11 protein-coding genes are annotated in these 16,491 nt (G+C 75.4%); 4 read left to right on the top strand and 7 right to left on the bottom strand.

Translation table 11 applies throughout. The features are described 5' to 3' along the window. Positions 1-20: 20 nt before the first annotated feature. From ADK60_RS11530 to ADK60_RS47580, 3 genes are all read left to right on the top strand, one after another. Positions 21-674, top strand: a complete 654-nt coding sequence (locus ADK60_RS11530) for an amino acid ABC transporter permease (protein ID WP_045940230.1) — start codon at positions 21-23, stop codon at positions 672-674. Next, entirely contained in the window at positions 671-1,522 is an 852-nt protein-coding gene (locus ADK60_RS11525; protein WP_053645393.1) for an amino acid ABC transporter permease, read from the top strand. Before ADK60_RS11530 ends, ADK60_RS11525 begins: the two co-directional genes overlap by 4 nt. 134 nt (positions 1,523-1,656) lie before the next feature. Then, positions 1,657-3,483 carry an FAD-dependent monooxygenase gene (locus ADK60_RS47580; protein ID WP_063783119.1) on the top strand — a complete coding sequence of 609 codons (1,827 nt, stop codon included), beginning with the start codon at positions 1,657-1,659 and terminating at the stop codon, positions 3,481-3,483. A gap of 45 nt (positions 3,484-3,528) precedes the next feature. Here the strand turns inward: ADK60_RS47580 and rny are convergent, their stop codons facing one another. The 7 genes from rny to ADK60_RS11485 all read right to left on the bottom strand — a co-directional run bounded on the left by rny (position 3,529) and on the right by ADK60_RS11485 (position 11,490). Beyond that, the gene (rny, locus tag ADK60_RS11515; RefSeq protein ID WP_053645391.1) at positions 3,529-4,980 is read right to left on the bottom strand and encodes a ribonuclease Y; all 1,452 of its coding nucleotides are present in this window, start codon (positions 4,978-4,980) and stop codon (positions 3,529-3,531) included. Between the two features lie 243 nt (positions 4,981-5,223). Then, positions 5,224-6,243, bottom strand: coding sequence for a regulatory protein RecX (locus ADK60_RS11510; protein WP_053645389.1), 1,020 nt, complete (start codon positions 6,241-6,243; stop codon positions 5,224-5,226). A 4-nt stretch (positions 6,244-6,247) separates the two neighbouring features. Continuing rightward, positions 6,248-7,366, bottom strand: coding sequence for a recombinase RecA (gene recA, locus ADK60_RS11505; protein ID WP_053645388.1), 1,119 nt, complete (start codon positions 7,364-7,366; stop codon positions 6,248-6,250). A 154-nt stretch (positions 7,367-7,520) separates the two neighbouring features. Further along, entirely contained in the window at positions 7,521-8,663 is a 1,143-nt protein-coding gene (locus ADK60_RS11500; protein ID WP_286185271.1) for an AI-2E family transporter, read from the bottom strand. Positions 8,664-8,915: 252 nt separating this feature from the next. Continuing rightward, on the bottom strand, positions 8,916-9,110 hold the full coding sequence (locus ADK60_RS11495) for a DUF3046 domain-containing protein (protein WP_045940225.1): 195 nt from the start codon (positions 9,108-9,110) through the stop codon (positions 8,916-8,918). Positions 9,111-9,151: 41 nt separating this feature from the next. Further along, on the bottom strand, positions 9,152-9,703 hold the full coding sequence (locus tag ADK60_RS11490; RefSeq protein ID WP_053645386.1) for a GNAT family N-acetyltransferase: 552 nt from the start codon (positions 9,701-9,703) through the stop codon (positions 9,152-9,154). Positions 9,704-9,789: 86 nt separating this feature from the next. After that, on the bottom strand, positions 9,790-11,490 hold the full coding sequence (locus ADK60_RS11485; RefSeq protein WP_234371039.1) for a S8 family peptidase: 1,701 nt from the start codon (positions 11,488-11,490) through the stop codon (positions 9,790-9,792). A 204-nt stretch (positions 11,491-11,694) separates the two neighbouring features. Between ADK60_RS11485 and ADK60_RS11480 the strand changes: the two genes are divergently transcribed. Further along, the gene (locus ADK60_RS11480) at positions 11,695-16,449 is read left to right on the top strand and encodes an Lhr family ATP-dependent helicase (protein WP_053645384.1); all 4,755 of its coding nucleotides are present in this window, start codon (positions 11,695-11,697) and stop codon (positions 16,447-16,449) included. The last annotated feature ends 42 nt before the right edge of the window (positions 16,450-16,491 follow it).

The raw sequence follows: 16,491 nt of genomic DNA, 5'->3' as shown, positions 1-16,491 counted from the left end.
CCTGAGAGGAGGGCCGCCGGATGGGCTTCCTGTTCGAGGACGGCAACTTCGCGCTGTTCCGCGACGGCTTCCTGCAGACGATCGAGCTGAGCGCGCTCAGTGCGCTGCTCGCCCTGCTGCTGGGCACCCTGCTGGCGGCCTTCCGGGTCTCCCCCGTCCCCGTGCTGCGTGCCTTCGGCACCGGCTGGGTGACGATCTTCCGCAACACCCCGCTGACCGTGCTGTTCTTCGCCGTGACCTTCGGCCTTCCGCCGCTCGGCGTGCACTTCAGCCACCTCGTGTTCGCGGTGCTGGCGCTCGGCAGCTACACCGCGGCGTTCGTCTGCGAGGTACTGCGCTCCGGCATCAACACGGTGCCGATAGGTCAGGCCGAGGCGGCCCGCAGCCTCGGCCTGACCTTCGGCCAGACCCTGACCCAGGTCGTCCTGCCGCAGGCGGCCAGGACGGTGCTGGCCCCGATGAGCAGCGTCTTCATCGCGCTGCCGAGGAACTCGGCGATCGCCGGCGCGTTCAGCGTCAGCGAGCTGTACAGCGTCCAGCAGGGCTTCTCCGACGGGGACGGCTACTCGATCTTCGCGATCTTCTTCTGGGTGGCCTGCGCCTACCTGCTGATCAGTGCCGCCGTCGCCCTGCTGTTCCGTTTCCTGGAGTCCCGACTGGCGGTGGCCCGATGAGCAAGCTCCTCACCCGCTCCACGACGGCCGGCGTCCTCTTCGACGCCCCCGGCCCGAAGGCGCGCGCCCGCAACCGGATCTTCGGTGTGCTCTCGCTGCTCGGCATCGCCGGACTGCTCTGGTACGCCTTCATCACACTGAACGACAACGGCCAGTTCGACCCCGAGCTCTGGGACGCGTTCCAGTACACGACCATCCAGCAGCGGATCGTCGACGGCCTGGTCGCCACCCTCCAGGCCTTCGGGCTCGCGGCGGTGCTCTCGCTGGTGCTGGGCGCGCTGCTGGCCGCCGGACAGCTCTCCGACCACCGGCCGGTGCGCTGGGTCTGCGTCTCCGTAGTCCAGTTCTTCCGGGCGATGCCGCTGCTGATCCTGATCGTCGCGCTCTACTACGGCTTCTTCGCCAAGGAGCCGATGTGGGCCCTGGTGCTCGGCCTCACCCTCTACAACGGCTCGGTCCAGGCGGAGATCATCCGCAGCGGCGTCAACGCGGTGCCGCGCGGCCAGGGCGAGGCGGCCTACGCGCTCGGCATGCGCAAGACCCAGGTGATGACCGGCATCCTGGTCCCGCAGGCGGTCCGCTCGATGCTGCCCACGATGATCGGCCAGCTGGTCGTCACCCTCAAGGACACCTCGCTGGGCGCCATCATCACCTACCACGAGCTGCTCTTCGTGGGTAAGGCCATCGCCACCCAGCCGCTCAACTCCGCGGGCTTCCCCTACATCCCCGTGGTCCTGGTGATCGGCCCCGTCTACATCGCGATGTGCCTCCTGCTCACCGCGCTCGCCCGGTGGATCGAGGCACGTGGCCGACGCGGCGCGAACCGGCGCACTTCAGCTGCTGCTTGACGGACACGCAGGTGAACTGTTGCATTGCTCTTCGTGACACCATCCGGGAGCATCCACGCGGCATATGACGGCAGGCTGACGGCCGGTCCGTGCTCCGAGATCCACGGCGCCCGCCCGGGCCCGGAGGGACCGGCATGGACCCGGTGATCGTGGTCGGGGCCGGGCCGGTCGGCCTGGCCCTGGCCCTCGCCCTGGCCCGGCACGAGGTGCCGACCGTCGTCCTCGACGAGGGCTCCGGACTCTGCCCCGAGAGCCCGCGCAGCGTCGTGCTCGGCGCCGACACCGCCACCTTCCTGACCCGGATCGGCTACACCCGGGCCGCCTCCGACGCCGCCCGCTGGGACGCCTTCGCCGTCTGGCGCCGCCGCCAGGAGGTGCTCCGGATCGACCTCGCCGACACCCCCGTCCTGCACCTGCCCCAGCACCGCCTCCAGCGCGGCCTCCGCGACGCCCTCACCGGCAACCCGCTGGTCGAACTGGTCCCGCTGAACCGGGTCACCCGGCTCGAACAGGACCGCGACGGCGTCAACGTGCTCACCCGCAACCCGCAGGACGGCACCGAGACCTGGTGGCGCGGCAGCCACCTGGTCGGCTGCGACGGCGCCCGCTCGGCCGTCCGCAAACTGCTGAAGATCCGATTCCCCGGGCGGCCCGCCGTCGACCGCAGCGCGATCGCCACCGTCCGGGTCGACCTGCCGTTCACCGAACCCCGGCTGCACCGCGAGCCGCCGTGGCGCGGCGACCGCGAGGCCACCGCCCGCCCGCTGCCGGACGGCGTCTGGCGGCTCGACTGGCGGCTCCCCCCGGGCCGGCCCACCCCCGCCGAACCGGTCGACCCGCACGCCACCTGGCCCGGCATCGTCACCGGCGACACCCTGCTCACCAGGGTCTCCTCCACCCTCACCGGCTGGTGCGGCGAACTCCCGAAGTTCGACCTGCTCGCCGCCGCCGACCACACCGCCCAGCAGCGACTGGCCGCCCGCTTCCGGGTCGGCCGCTGCTTCCTGGCCGGCGACGCCGCGCATCTGCACGGCGCGCTCGGCATGCAGAACCTCACCGACGGCCTGCGCGACGCCGACAACCTGGCCTGGCGGCTCGCCCTCGCCTGGCACCTCCACTCCGGCGGCCCCCAGCCCGGCGGCTCCCTGCTCGACGGCTACGAGGCCGAACGCCGCGGGGCGGTCGGCGCCCGGCTGCGCGCCGTCGACCAGGCCATGCCGCTGCTGCGCCCGCTGCGCGGCTGGGCCCAGACCCGGCGCTCGCTGCTCACCGGCTCCTTCCGCAAGCACGCGCCGATGCTCGCCGACGGGCACCTCGGCACCGGGCGGTTCGGCGGCGCCCCCGCCTATCCGGCCGCGCCCTCCGGCGTGCCCGGGCGGGTCCCGGTCCAGCGCGGCGCCCGCAGCACCACCTCGCTCAGCGAACTGCTGCCCGCCACCGCCCCCGGGGTGCTCGTCCCCGACCTGCCGGTGCTGGCCACCGACGGCACCCCGGACCGGTTGCACTCCCGGCTCGGCGCGGGCTTCCTGCTGCTGCTGGTCGCGCCCGGCACCGCCGTCTGGTCCGCGGAGCGCTGGCTGGGCGCCGGGCTGATGCCCCGGCTGGCCGAGGTCGCCGCCGCGCTGCCGGTCCCGGCCGAGGTCCTGGTCACCGAGGCCTACCCGGGTGCCGGTCCGCACACCGTGCTGCTGATCCGGCCCGACGGCCATCTGGTCGGGGTCACCCAGGGCGCGGCGGCGGAGGACCTCCAGGCACTGGCCGACGGGGCCAGGGGCGGCCCGGCCTCGCTCCCCGGCGGACCGGAGCAGGAGGCGCCGGCCCCCGAACCGGCCGCGCCCGGTGCCGCGTCCACCGGTGCCGCGGCCACCGGTCCGGTCGTCACCGGCCCGGTCACCGCTGCTCCTGCCACCGCCGCTCCGGCCACCGAGCAGGCCCCGCCGGTCCGCCCGTCCGGGCGCTGACCGGACGGCGGCCGAACGGGGCGGCCGCCGGGCCTGCCCGGCCACCTACCGGGCCACCTCGGTCGCCCGGCTCTCGCGGACCACGGTGACCCGGATCTGGCCCGGATAGGTCAGCTCCTCGGCGACCTGCTTGGCGACCTCACGGGCGATCACCTGCGCGCCGAGGTCGTCCACCACCTCCGGCCGGACCATCACCCGTACCTCCCGGCCGGCCTGCATCGCGTAGACGGTGGCCACGCCCTCGTGCGCCCGGGCGATCTCCTCCAACCGCTCCAGCCGCCGCACATACGCCTCCAGCGACTCCTTGCGCGCGCCCGGCCGCGCGCCCGAGCAGGCGTCGGCGGCCTGGGTGAGGACCGCCTCCACCGTCCGGGGCTCCACCTCGCCGTGGTGCGCGGCAATCGCGTGCACCACGTCCGCCGATTCGCCGAACCGCCGGGCCAGGTCGGCGCCGATCGCCGCATGGCTGCCCTCGACCTCGTGGGTCAGCGCCTTGCCGATGTCGTGCAGCAGCGCCGCGCGCCGCACCGGCTCCGGGTCGACCCCGAGTTCGGCGGCCATCATCCCGGCCAGGTGCGCCGACTCGACCAGGTGGCCGAGCACGTTCTGCCCGTACGAGGCCCGGTAGCGCAGGGTGCCGAGGGTACGGACCAGCTCCGGGTCCATGGCGCCGACCCGGACGGCGAGCAGCGCGTCCTCACCGGCCCGTACGCAGCGGCGCTCGATCTCGGCCCGGCTGCGCTCGTGCACGTGCTCGATCCGCAGCGGGTGGATCCGGCCGTCCTCCACCAGCTGCTCCAGGGTGAGCCGGGCGGTCTCCCGGCGGACCGGGTCGAAGCAGGAGAGCTGCACCACCGAGGGTGTGTCGTCGATGATCAGATTGACGCCGGTGACGGCCTCGAAGGTCCGGATGTTGCGGCCCTCGCGTCCGATCACCCGACCCTTCATCTCCTCGTTGGGCAGCCGGAACACCGACACCGCGGTCTCGGCGGTCTGATCGGCCGCCAGCCGCTGGATCGCCCCGGCCAGGATGCCCCGGGCCCGCTGCTCGCCCTCCTCGCGGGCGGCGCGCTCGATCTCCCGGACGGTGACCGCGGCCTCCCGGCGGGCCTCCGACTCGGCCTCCCGGACGAGTTCGGCGCGGGCCTCGGCGGCGGAGAGACCGGCGGTCCGCTCCAGCTCGGCCGCCCGACGCCGGAGGAGTTCCCCGGCCTCCGCCGCGGCCCGGGCCAATGCGGCCGAGCGCTCGGCGAGTTCGTCCTCGCGGGTGCGCAGCCGGTCGAACTCCCCGGCCAGCCGCTCCTCGCGCCGGTCGAGTTCGGCCCGCAGCCGGTCGGCCTGCTGCTCGGCCTGCCGCCGGTCCCGTTCGGCCACCGCGGCGGCGCGGCGCCGAGCGGCCTTCGACCGCCGGGCCAGTAACCACGCTGTCGTCAGGACCACCAGCAGGACGGCCGCCACAAGGGAAGCGGCCGATCCGGCGCTCACCGCGATCCTCATGCTGCCCACTCCCCGTCCCGCCGCGGCACACCGCCCGGGACCACCGCGCGGCCGCCCGGAACCGCCCGGTCACAGGCATGGCCGGGCGTACGGCCGGGGGCGGCCGAGGGACGATCGACGTGCTCCCGCACTGAGTGCGAGGCTAAGCGCGGGTTACGAAACGGTCAAGACTGGCCAGGTAGTTGACCAACCCTCGGGTAACAGTCCGGGCGGACCGGGCCGGCCGGGAGGACCGGGAGGGGCTCAGTCCTCGTAGCCGTCGCCCTCGTCGCCGTACTCGTCCTCGTCCGCGGACCCCTCCGCGTCCAAGGCGTCGCGGACCACCCGGAAGGCCAGGCCCTCGGAGTAGCCGCGCCGGGCGAGCAGCCCGACCAGCCGGCGGGTGCGGGTCTGCCGCTCCAGGCCGCGGGTGGCCCGGAGCCGCCGGTCGACCAGGGCCCGGGCCGCCTCGGTCTCGTCGTCGTGGTCGAGCTGGGCCAGGGCCTGTTCGGCGAGCTCGCCGGAGATGCCCTTGGTCCGCAGCTCCTGCGCCAGCGCACGCCGGGACAGACCGCGGACGCTGTGCCGGGACTCCACCCAGGCCCGGGCGAAGGCCGCGTCGTCGATCAGCCCGACCTCCTCCAGCCGGGTCAGCACCTCCTCGGCCACCTCGTCCGGGACCTCCCGCTTGCGCAGGGCGTCGGCGAGCTGCTTGCGGCTCTTGGCCGCGCCCGTGAGCAGGCGCAGGCAGATGTCCCGCGCCCGGCTCTCGGGATCGGCCGGCTCCTCGGTCCGGGCACCGCGGCCCGCTCCGCGACGGCCCGGACCCCGGTCCGTGCCCTCGTCGCCGTCGTGGTCCCGGTCCCGGGAGGCACCGCCCGCCCGGGTACGGCCGGACCGACGCCTCGGGCGCTCCTCCGGGAACGCCGGAGCAGGGTCGGCCACACCCCCGTGACCGGCCGACCCCGCTCCCTCGCCCCGGCCGCCCCCGACGGCCGCGCCGCCCTCGGCCTCCAGCGCCGAGCGCCGCCGGCGCCGCCCCGCGGGCAGGTCGGAGGCGTGGACCAGCCCCAGCTCACCCACGTCCGCCGGGCGGGCCGCCGGGCGCTTCACCGTCCGGGCCCGCTCCGGCGCGGGCTCCCACTCCGGCTGCCATGCCGATTCCGACCAGGTCTCCGGCTCGGTCCGCGGCCCGGCCTGCGGCGCGGCGACAGCCGCGAACCAGTCCGGCGGCCCGTAGTCGTCGTCCTCCTCGGGGCCGACCGCCCCGCTGTGCTGCGTCAACGGCTCAGGCCTTGGCGGCGGCCGCCGTCGTCTTCTTCGCCGCGGCCGTCTTGGCGGCGGTCGCGGTGACCGGCTTGGCCGCGCCCTCGGCGCCGCCCGCCGCCTCACCCTCGGCCGGCTCCTCCACCTTCGGGCCGATGCCCAGCTTGCTCTTGATCTTCCGCTCGATCTCGTCGGCCAGCTGCGGGTTGTCCCGCAGGAAGTTGCGGGCGTTCTCCTTGCCCTGGCCGAGCTGGTCGCCCTCGTAGGTGTACCAGGCGCCCGACTTGCGGATGAAGCCGTGCTCCACGCCCATGTCGATCAGGCCGCCCTCGCGGCTGATGCCCACGCCGTAGAGGATGTCGAACTCGGCCTGCTTGAACGGCGCGGCGACCTTGTTCTTGACGACCTTGACCCGGGTGCGGTTGCCGACCGCCTCGGTGCCGTCCTTCAGGGTCTCGATCCGGCGGATGTCCAGCCGGACCGAGGCGTAGAACTTCAGCGCCCGGCCACCGGTCGTGGTCTCCGGCGAGCCGAACATGACGCCGATCTTCTCGCGCAGCTGGTTGATGAAGACCGCGGTGGTGTTCGACTGGTTCAGCGCGCCGGCGATCTTCCGCAGCGCCTGGCTCATCAGCCGGGCCTGCAGACCGACGTGGGAGTCGCCCATCTCGCCCTCGATCTCGGCGCGCGGCACGAGCGCCGCCACCGAGTCGATGATCACCAGGTCGACCGCGCCGGAGCGGATCAGCATGTCCGTGATCTCCAGCGCCTGCTCACCGGTGTCCGGCTGGCTGACCAGCAGGGCGTCGGTGTCCACGCCGAGCTTCTTGGCGTACTCCGGGTCGAGCGCGTGCTCCGCGTCGACGAAGGCGACCGTGCCGCCGGCCCGCTGGGCGTTGGCCGCCAGGTGCAGGGTCAGCGTGGTCTTGCCGGAGGACTCGGGACCGTAGATCTCGACCACCCGGCCGCGCGGAATGCCGCCGACGCCGAGCGCGACGTCCAGGGCGGTGGAACCGGTGGAGATCACCTCGATCGGCTCGTTCGCCTTCTCGCCGAGGCGCATCACCGAGCCCTTGCCGAACTGTCGCTCGATCTGGGCGAGCGCCGTCTCAAGGGCCTTCTCGCGGTCCGTACCTGCCATGGCTTCCACCCTCGGGTTCTGTGCTGTGCGCTTCATCGTCCTCGACGCTAGCGCCTCCCACTGACAATCGGCCCCGACCGGGCTCTGCCTGGGGAAAACTCTGCGCCGGAGAGTACAAAGAACAAGTGTTCGAATCAAGCCGGGGCCGTTCGGACTACTTCTTCCCGGAGTCCCCGCCGACCATCCGCCGCAGCCGCCGGGCCGCCTCCCGCCGCAGCTCCCGGCGGTGCCGGCGCTGCTCACCGCGGTCGATCCGCGGGTCCGTGGCCACCTCGTAGCGGCGCACGTACGTCCCGACGAAGCCCTGCAGGGTGGCCGCCGCCGGGATCGCGATCAGCGCGCCGACCGCACCCAGCAGCGCCGCACCCGCGATCACCGCGCCGAACGCCACCGCCGGGTGCACGTCGACCGTCCGCGCGGTGATCCGCGGGTGCAGCAGGTAGTTCTCGATCTGCTGGTAGACCACCACGAAGGCCAGCACCCAGAGCGCGTCCACCGGCTGCGAGGTGGTGAGCGCCACCAGCACCGGCAGCGCCCCGGCGATATAGGTGCCGATGGTCGGCACGAACTGCGACATGACGCCGACCCAGACCGCGAGCGCGGCCGCGTACGGCAGGTCCAGCAGCGCGAACATCACCCAGTGCGCGAGCGCCGACACCACCGCGAGCAGGGCCCTCGAGTAGAGGTAACCGCCGGTCTTGGCGAGCGCGATCTCCCAGGCCCGCAGCACCTCCGCCTGCTTGGCGGGCGGCAGCATCGAGCAGACGGTCCGCCGCACCCGGGGCCCGTCGGCGGTGAAGTAGAAGGTGAAGAGGCCGACGGTGAAGGCCTGGAAGAGCCCGCCGATCAGGGTCGAGGAGACGCCCCAGACGTTGTCCGCGGCCTGCTGGGCGTAGGTCTCGATCGCGCCGGAGTCCTTGAGCAGCTTCTTCTGCAGCTCGTCCAGCGAGAGGTCCTGCTGGAAGGTGCGGTTGACCCAGTCGATCAGGTTGTCCAGCAGGTGGGGCAGGTCGCCGGCGATCTTCGCGACCTGGTCGACCAGCAGGGTGCCGAGCGCGGTCAGGAACCCCGCCACGGCGATCGCCACCGCGACGAAGACCAGGAAGGTGCCGATGCCCCGGCGCACGCCGCGGGCCGCCATCCGGTCCACCGCCGGCTCCAGCGCCAGCGAGAGGAAGAACGAGACCAGCAGCATCACGAAGAGGTCGATCAGCTGGTGGAAGGCCCAGTCGGCGAGCTGGAACAGCCCGACCAGGACCAGGGCGAGCACCATCGCCCGCGGCAGCCAGCGCGGCATCCCGGAACCCCAGAGACCGTCACCCGCGGTCCGGGCCCCGGCCGGCCCGTCCGGCGGGCCGGACGGAGAGGCGGGCGGGGAGGCGGGCGGAGGGCCCGCGGCCTCGTCGGCGACCTGCGCCGACCTGTCCGAATTCTGCTGTTCTGCACTGCTTGCCACCCGCACAGTTTGACCCATGCCCGACGAACGTTCGAGCATCGGCGAAGGGTTCGGCGGAGCGGGGTCGGGGCCGGTCCGGCCCGGCGGCCGGGGTCAGCGGAGCACGCCGGAGACGCCCTGGGTCTCGCAGACGACCCGCCAGACGTCCTTGGCCTCACGGCCCGCGTCCAGCGCCTGCCGGACGGTCCGCCCGCCCAGCTCGCTCATCACATGGTCGCTCGCGAAGGACTCCGCGTACGCCTCGCCGAAGTGCTCGTACATTCGCCGCCAGAACTCCGTCAGCCTCATGCCCCCAGTATCCCGGACCGCCCACGGACCGGTCCTGGCACTCAGGGCCGCCAGTCGGCGGCCGTCAGGGCGTACTCGACCTCGCCGTGCTCACTGCCCGCGATCGGCTCCGGATAGTCCTCGTGGAAGGTGCGCACGTACGACAGCCCGGCCTTCTCCATCACCCGCCGGGATCCGCTGTTGACCGCCATCGTGCAAGCCACCACCCGCTCGACGCCCAGCCCGGTGAAGCCCCGGCGGATCAGCGCCCGGGAGCCCTCGGTGGCGTAGCCGTGCCCCCAGGCCGCGCGGCGCAGCCGGTAGCCCAGCTCGACCTCGGCGCGGTCGCCGTCGGGCGGCCGGAACTCGAACCAGCCGAGGAAGGCCCCGCCCTCCCGCTCCTCGGCGGCCCACCAGCCGAGGTCCCCGAAACGCCGGTAGTGGTCGAAGTAGAGCGGCAGCAGGGTGTCCTCGACCACCGCGCGCGGGGTGGGCCGGCCGCCGCTGAGGTAGCGGGTCACCTCCGGGTCGGCGTCCAGCTCCACCAAGGCGTCCGCGTCGGCGGCGGTGAAGCGGCGCAGCACCAGCCGCTCGGTGGTGAGGAAGGTGTCCATCCCCCGATCCTCGACCCGCCGCCCCCGCCCCGTCACCCGGTTTTCCGCGGCCCTCCGTCCCCGCACCACCGTGGCTCGGCCGCGGCTCAGTGCGGCAGCACCAGGGCCCCGGCGCCGTAGTACTCGTGGTCGCCGCAGACGTGCGGCCCGGGCGGGCAGGCGGCCGCCGCGTCCACGGCGAGCAGGGCGGCCAGCCGGTCGGAGCCCCAGTCCGGGTGCAGCGCCGCGGCCACCGCGACCGCGCCGGTGACGTGCGCGGCGGCCATCGAGGTGCCGGCCAGGGCGGCGTACCGGCCGCCGGGCCAGTCGGAGACCACCGCCCCCCGGGCGCCGCCGTCCGGGTCCCCGCCGGGGGCGGCCAGCGAGACGTGACCGCGCCCGTGGTTGGTGTACGCGGACGGGCGGCCGTCCCGGTCGACGGCGGTCACCGTGACCACGCCGGGCAGTTCACCGGGCAGCCGGACGCACTCGGGGCCGACGTGGCGGGACTGCGGCGGGCCGGTCGTGCGGTCGTTGGGGCTGCGCTCGTCGGTGCGGGGCGCGCCGAGGTCCTGCGCGTCGTTGCCCGCCGAGGCGACCACCACCGCGCCCTTCCCCCGGGCGTACTCGACGGCCCGGCCGACGGCGGCGGTCAGCGCGGCCTGGTCGGCGTCCTCGGGGCAGTTGTACTTCCACGGGTCGGCGAAGTAGCTGTTGTTGATCGCCCTGGCACCGTGGTCGGCGGCCCAGAGCATGCCGCAGACGATGTTCTCGGCGTAGTACTGGCCGAGCGGACCGAGCAGCCGGACGGCGGCGATCCGCACGCCGGGCGCGACCCCGCTGACGCCGCGGCCGTCCCTGGCCGCGCCGACGATCCCGGCGACATGGGTGCCGTGGCCGCTCTCACCGACCCCGGCGTCCGGGCGCCAGGAACCGGTCCTGGCATCGGGGCGGCCGTCGGCGCAGGAGGCGGAGCTCCTCGGGTCGACGGCGGCGCGCAGATCGGGGTGGGTGTCGTCGACGCCGGAGTCGAGGACGGCGACCAGCACCTTGCGCAGGGCGTCGGCAGCCGGGGCGCCGGTGCCGCGCAGCAGGTTGGGGGTGGCGTCGGTGGCGGCGGCGGGGGCGGCGCCGAGCAGCGCGAGGTTCCAGGCGTCCTGCTCGGCCGGGTCCGGGACGGTGGCGGTGGCATCGTCCCCGCCGTCCTCACCGTCCCCACCGCCGCCGCGGACGCCGCGGCGGCCGCTCCCGTCGGCAGCGCGTCCGGACAGCACCCGGTCGCCGCCGGCCCGGTCACCGGCCGCCGGGTCCGTCCCGGCCCGGAAGTCGCCGGCGCCGTCCAGCGGGCGGGGCGGCCCGGGCACCGGCGAGGTGCGGCTGGCGCCGACCGCGGCCACCCCGGGCCGGCCCCGCACCTTCTCCGCGAAGCCCCCGCCGGCGTACGCGAGCACCACCCCGATCTGCGGGTACTCCTGGACCACCTGCCCCCCGGCCGCCCTGGCCTCGGCGGCCGCGTGCGCGGCCCCGTCGGCATCGGCCCGCTCGGCGAGCACCAGGTAGCCGAGGTAGGAACGGCCCGGCCCGGCGACGTAGGGCACGGCGCCGCCGACGACCAGCGCGGTCAGCAGCATCGCGAGCAGGACCCGGAGCGGCCCGCGGGAGCGGCGCCGGACCGGCCCGCCGGAACCGGCCGCCCGGACGGGCACGGGGACCGGGCCGACGCCGGAGGCCTGGCCGGTGCCGGGGGCCGGGAGGGGACCGGGGACCGGGAGAGGACCGCCGCGGCCGGACGGGTCCGCCTGCGCCATGGCACGGTCTCCGCTCGTCGGTCCCGGCGGCCGCGCCGGAGCCGGCCGGCCACCGGAGGGCTGATCATCACAGGAGCATCACGGTGGTATGAATCATCACCATATGGTCCGTTTGTCCGACTCGCCTTCCCGATTGCCCCGAACGGCCACCGGCCCGCCCACCGCCCGGCCCGCGTTGTCAGTGCCACCCGGCACCATGGGGGCATGGCGACCGAGCACCCGACCCCGCCCCCGGCCGACCCGCTGGCCGGCTTCGCCCCGGCCACCCGGGCCTGGTTCACGGGCGCCTTCTCCGCGCCGACCGCCGCCCAGGCCGAGGCCTGGCGCGCCATCGGCCGGGACACCGACGTGCTCGTGGTCGCCCCCACCGGCTCCGGCAAGACCCTCGCGGCCTTCCTCTCCGCGCTGGACCGGCTCAGCAGCACCCCGCCCCCGGCCGAGCCCGGCCGCCGCTGCCGGGTCCTCTACATCTCCCCGCTCAAGGCCCTCGCGGTGGACGTCGAGCGCAACCTCCGCGCCCCGCTGGCCGGCCTGCGCCAGGCCGCCGTCCGGCTCGGCCTGCCCGAGCCGGAGGTCCAGGTCGGCATCCGCTCCGGCGACACCCCGGCCGCCGACCGCCGGCGCTTCGCCACCCACCCGCCGGACATCCTCATCACCACCCCCGAGTCGCTCTTCCTGCTGCTCACCTCCGCCGCCCGGGAGGCCCTGCGCGGCGTGGACACGGTGATCCTGGACGAGGTGCACGCCGTCGCCGGCACCAAGCGCGGCGCCCACCTCGCCCTCTCCCTGGAGCGGCTGGACGAACTGCTCGACCGCCCGGCCCGGCGGATCGGCCTGTCCGCCACCGTCCGCCCGGTCGAGGAGGTGGCCCGCTTCCTCAGCCCCGGGCGCGGCGCCGAGGTGGTCCAGCCGCCCGCCACCAAGGAGTTCGACCTCTCCGTGGTGGTCCCCGTTCCCGATCTCGACGACCTGCCCGCCGCCCCCGCGACCGGCGCCGCCGGTGGCGAGGACCCGCAGCGGAAGGCGTCCATCTGGCCGCACGTCGAGGAGCGCATCGTCGACCTCGTCCAGGCCCACCGCTCGACCATCGTCTTCGCCAACTCCCGTCGCCTCGCCGAGCGGCTCTGCAACCGGCTGAACGAGATCGCCCTGGAGCGGGCCGGCGGCACCCCGCCGCCGGAGGCGCACTCCCCCGCCCTGCTGATGGGCGGCTCCGGCGCCGCCCGCGGCGCCCCGCCCGTGATCGCCCGGGCCCACCACGGCTCGGTCTCCAAGGAGCAGCGCGCCCTGGTCGAGGAGGAGCTCAAGGCCGGGCGGCTGCCCGCCGTGGTCGCCACCTCCAGCCTGGAGCTGGGCATCGACATGGGCGCCGTCGAGCTGGTGGTCCAGGTCGAGTCCCCGCCCTCGGTCGCCTCCGGCCTCCAGCGGGTCGGGCGGGCCGGCCACCAGGTCGGCGCCGTCTCCACCGGCGTCGTCTTCCCCAAGTACCGGGGCGACCTCGTCCAGTCCGCCGTGGTCACCGAGCGGATGCGGGCCGGCCGGATCGAGGCGCTGCGCATCCCGCGCAACCCGCTCGACGTCCTCGCGCAGCAGCTGGTCGCGATGACCGGGATGGACACCTGGCAGGTCGACGAGCTGCTCGCCCTGGTCCGCCGGGCCGCGCCGTTCGCGACCCTGCCGCAGTCCGCCTTCGACGCGGTGCTCGACATGCTGGCCGGCCGCTACCCCTCCGACGCCTTCGCCGAGCTGCGCCCCCGCCTGGTCTGGGACCGGGTGGCCGGCACCGTCACCGGCCGCCCCGGCGCCCAGCGGCTCGCCGTCACCTCCGGCGGCACCATCCCCGACCGGGGCCTGTTCGGCGTCTTCATCGCCGGCACCGACGACAAGAAGGGCGCCGGCGGGCGCCGGGTGGGCGAGCTCGACGAGGAGATGGTCTACGAGTCCCGGGTCGGCGACGTCTTCACCCTCGGCACCACCTCCTGGCGGATCGAGGACATCACCCACGACAAGGTGCTGGTCACCCCCGCTCCCGGGATCCCCGGCCGGCTGCCGTTCTGGAAGGGCGACACCCTCGGCCGCCCGCTCGAACTCGGCCGCGCCCTCGGCGCCTTCACCCGCGAGCTCGGCGCACTCGACCCGGCGGCCGCCACCGAGCGGCTGAAGCGGGCCGGTCTGGACGACTGGGCCGCCGCCAATCTGCTCGACTACCTCGCCGAGCAGCGCGCCGCCTGCGGCCACCTCCCCGACGACCGCACCATCGTGGTCGAGCGCTTCCGCGACGAGCTGGGGGACTGGCGGATCGTCGTCCACTCCCCGTTCGGCGCCCAGGTGCACGCCCCCTGGGCGCTCGCCCTGGCCGCCCGGCTGCGCGAGAAGCACGGCCTCGACCCGCAGGTCATGCACGCGGACGACGGCATCGTGCTCCGGCTGCCCGACGCCGACCTGCTCTCGCCCGACTTCGACTTCGGCGGCCCCACCGCCGCACCGGGCTCCGCCGCCGGACCGGTCACCGACGACGCCCCGGTCGGCGCCGACGCCACCCTGTTCGACCCGCAGGAGATCGAGCAGCTGGTCACCGACCAGGTCGGCGGCTCCGCCCTGTTCGCCTCCCGCTTCCGCGAGTGCGCCGGCCGCGCCCTGCTGCTCCCCCGCCGCAGCCCCGGCAAGCGCACCCCGCTCTGGCAGCAGCGCCGGCGCGCCGCCCAGCTGCTGGAGGTCGCCGCCGAGTACGGCTCCTTCCCGATCGTCCTGGAGGCCGTCCGCGAGTGCCTCCAGGACGTCTTCGACGTCCCCGGCCTGGTCGAGCTGATGGGCGACCTCGAATCCCGGGCCGTCCGCCTGGTCGAGGTCACCACCCCCGAGCCCTCCCCGTTCGCCCGCTCACTGCTCTTCGGCTATGTCGCGCAGTTCCTCTACGAGGGCGACTCCCCGCTCGCCGAGCGCCGCGCCGCCGCCCTCTCGCTCGACTCCCGGCTGCTGTCCGAACTCCTCGGCCAGGCCGAGCTGCGGGAGCTGCTCGACCCGGAGGTCCTCGCCGAGCTGGAGGCCGAACTCCAGCGGCTCACCCCCGAGCGCCGGATCAAGGACGCCGAGGGGGTCGCCGACGCGCTGCGCCTGCTCGGCCCGCTGAGCGAGGCCGAGCTGACCGCCCGCGGCGCCGAACCCCTGCTGGCCCTCGAACTCGAGGCCGCCCGCCGGGTGATCCAGGTCCGGATCGCCGGCGAGCTGCGCTGGTCCGCCGTCGAGGACGCCGGCCGGCTGCGCGACGCCGTCGGCACCCCGCTCCCGGTCGGTGTGCCGGAGGCCTTCACCGAACCGGTCAAGGACCCGCTCGGCGACCTGCTCGCCCGGCACGCCCGCACCCACGGCCCGTTCACCGCCGCCGAGGCCGCCGCCCGCTTCGGCCTCGGCAGCGCCGTGGTCACCGGCACCCTGCACCGGCTCACCGCCGCCGGCCGCCTGGTCCAGGGCGAGTTCCGCCCGACCGTCGCCCACCACCCCGCTCCGGAAGCACTGCGGGCCGCCCCTGCCGACGGGCACACCGGCGCGGTCGAGTGGTGCGACGCCGAGGTGCTGCGCCGACTGCGCCGCCGTTCGCTGGCGGCCCTGCGCCAGGAGGTCGAGCCCGTCCCGCCCCGCGCCCTGGCCGCCTTCCTGCCGCAGTGGCAGCACCTGGCCGGCCACCGGCTGCGCGGACCGGACGGCCTGCTCCGGGTGGTCGAGCAGCTCCAGGGCGCCGCCCTGCCCGCCTCCGCGCTGGAGAAGCTGATCCTCCCGGCCCGGCTGAGCGACTACTCCCCCGGCCTGCTCGACGAGCTGACGGCGGCCGGCGAGATCGGCTGGGCCGGCGCGGGCGCGCTCCCCGGCAAGGACGGCTGGATCAGCCTGCACCTGGCCGAGAACGCCCATCTGCTGCGGCCCGAGCCCGTCCCGCCCACCGTCACCCCGGTGCACACCGCCCTGCTGGAGGCGCTGGCCGGCGGCTACGGCCTGTTCTTCCGCCAACTGGTCGCGCACCTCCCGGAGACGCCCGAGCCCGAGATCGTCGAGGCCCTGTGGGACCTCGTCTGGGCCGGCTACGTCAGCAACGACACCCTGGCCCCGCTGCGGGCCCTGCTCGGCTCCGGGCGGACGGCCGGCGCCACCGCGCACCGGGCGCCCCGGGCCACCCCGCGCGGCCGTTACGGCGGCGCCGGCCGGTCCCAGGGCAGACTCGGCGGAGCCCTGCGCAGCGGCCCGCCGACGGTGGGCGGGCGCTGGTCGCTGCTGCCCCCGTTCACCGCCGACCCCACCCTGCGGGCCACCGCCCAGGCCCAGGGCCTGCTGGACCGGCACGGCCTGCTCACCCGGGGCACGGTCGTCGCCGAGCGGGTCCCGGGCGGCTTCGCCGGGGTCTACCGGGTGCTCTCCGCCATGGAGGAGCGCGGCCGGGCCCGCCGGGGCTACTTCGTCGAGGGGCTGGGCGGCGCCCAGTTCGCCATGGAGGGCGCCGCCGACCGGCTGCGCTCGGTCAACGGCCGGCTGGAGCGGGCCCGGGGCGTGGAGTGGCCGGCCGCCCCGGCCGCCGAGCCCCCGCAGGCGCTGGTGCTGGCCGCCGCGGATCCGGCCAACGCCTACGGGGCCGCACTGCCCTGGCCCGAGCCGCCCGCCGGGGCCGCCGAGACCTCGGGCAAGGCGCACCGGCCCGGCCGTAAGGCCGGCGCCCTGGTGGTCCTGGTCGACGGCGAGCTGTGCCTGTACGTCGAGCGCGGCGGCAAGTCCCTGCTGGCCTGGCCGGAGGACGAAGCGACACTCGCCGCCGCGGCGGCCGCGCTGGCCGGGGCGGCCCGGTCCGGGGCACTGGGCAGCGTGACCGTCGAGCGGGCCAACGGCGAGCCCGCCCTCGGCTCCGCGCTCGGCGGCGCCCTGGAGGAGGCGGGCTTCCACCCCACCCCGCGCGGTCTCCGGCTGCGCCCCTGAGCGGAGTACCTGCGGCACCGGCGCAAGGGGGCCGGAAAACAT

This window comes from Streptomyces sp. XY431 (assembly GCF_001279805.1).
In the GTDB taxonomy this organism is placed as follows: Bacteria; Actinomycetota; Actinomycetes; order Streptomycetales; family Streptomycetaceae; genus Kitasatospora; species Kitasatospora purpeofusca.
Note: the sequence above shows the minus strand (reverse complement) of the source record. Positions and strands in the feature narration are given on the sequence as shown.

Coding starts and splice junctions, on each gene's coding strand:
- ADK60_RS11525 (WP_053645393.1), top strand. CDS start 671: ATGAGCAAGCTCCTCACCCGCTCCACGACGGCCGGCGTCCTCTTCGAC.
- ADK60_RS47580 (WP_063783119.1), top strand. CDS start 1,657: ATGGACCCGGTGATCGTGGTCGGGGCCGGGCCGGTCGGCCTGGCCCTG.
- rny (WP_053645391.1), bottom strand. CDS start 4,980: ATGAGGATCGCGGTGAGCGCCGGATCGGCCGCTTCCCTTGTGGCGGCC.
- ADK60_RS11495 (WP_045940225.1), bottom strand. CDS start 9,110: ATGAGGCTGACGGAGTTCTGGCGGCGAATGTACGAGCACTTCGGCGAG.
- recA (WP_053645388.1), bottom strand. CDS start 7,366: ATGGCAGGTACGGACCGCGAGAAGGCCCTTGAGACGGCGCTCGCCCAG.
- ADK60_RS11500 (WP_286185271.1), bottom strand. CDS start 8,663: ATGCCGCGCTGGCTGCCGCGGGCGATGGTGCTCGCCCTGGTCCTGGTC.
- ADK60_RS11530 (WP_045940230.1), top strand. CDS start 21: ATGGGCTTCCTGTTCGAGGACGGCAACTTCGCGCTGTTCCGCGACGGC.
- ADK60_RS11480 (WP_053645384.1), top strand. CDS start 11,695: ATGGCGACCGAGCACCCGACCCCGCCCCCGGCCGACCCGCTGGCCGGC.
- ADK60_RS11490 (WP_053645386.1), bottom strand. CDS start 9,703: ATGGACACCTTCCTCACCACCGAGCGGCTGGTGCTGCGCCGCTTCACC.
- ADK60_RS11485 (WP_234371039.1), bottom strand. CDS start 11,490: ATGGCGCAGGCGGACCCGTCCGGCCGCGGCGGTCCTCTCCCGGTCCCC.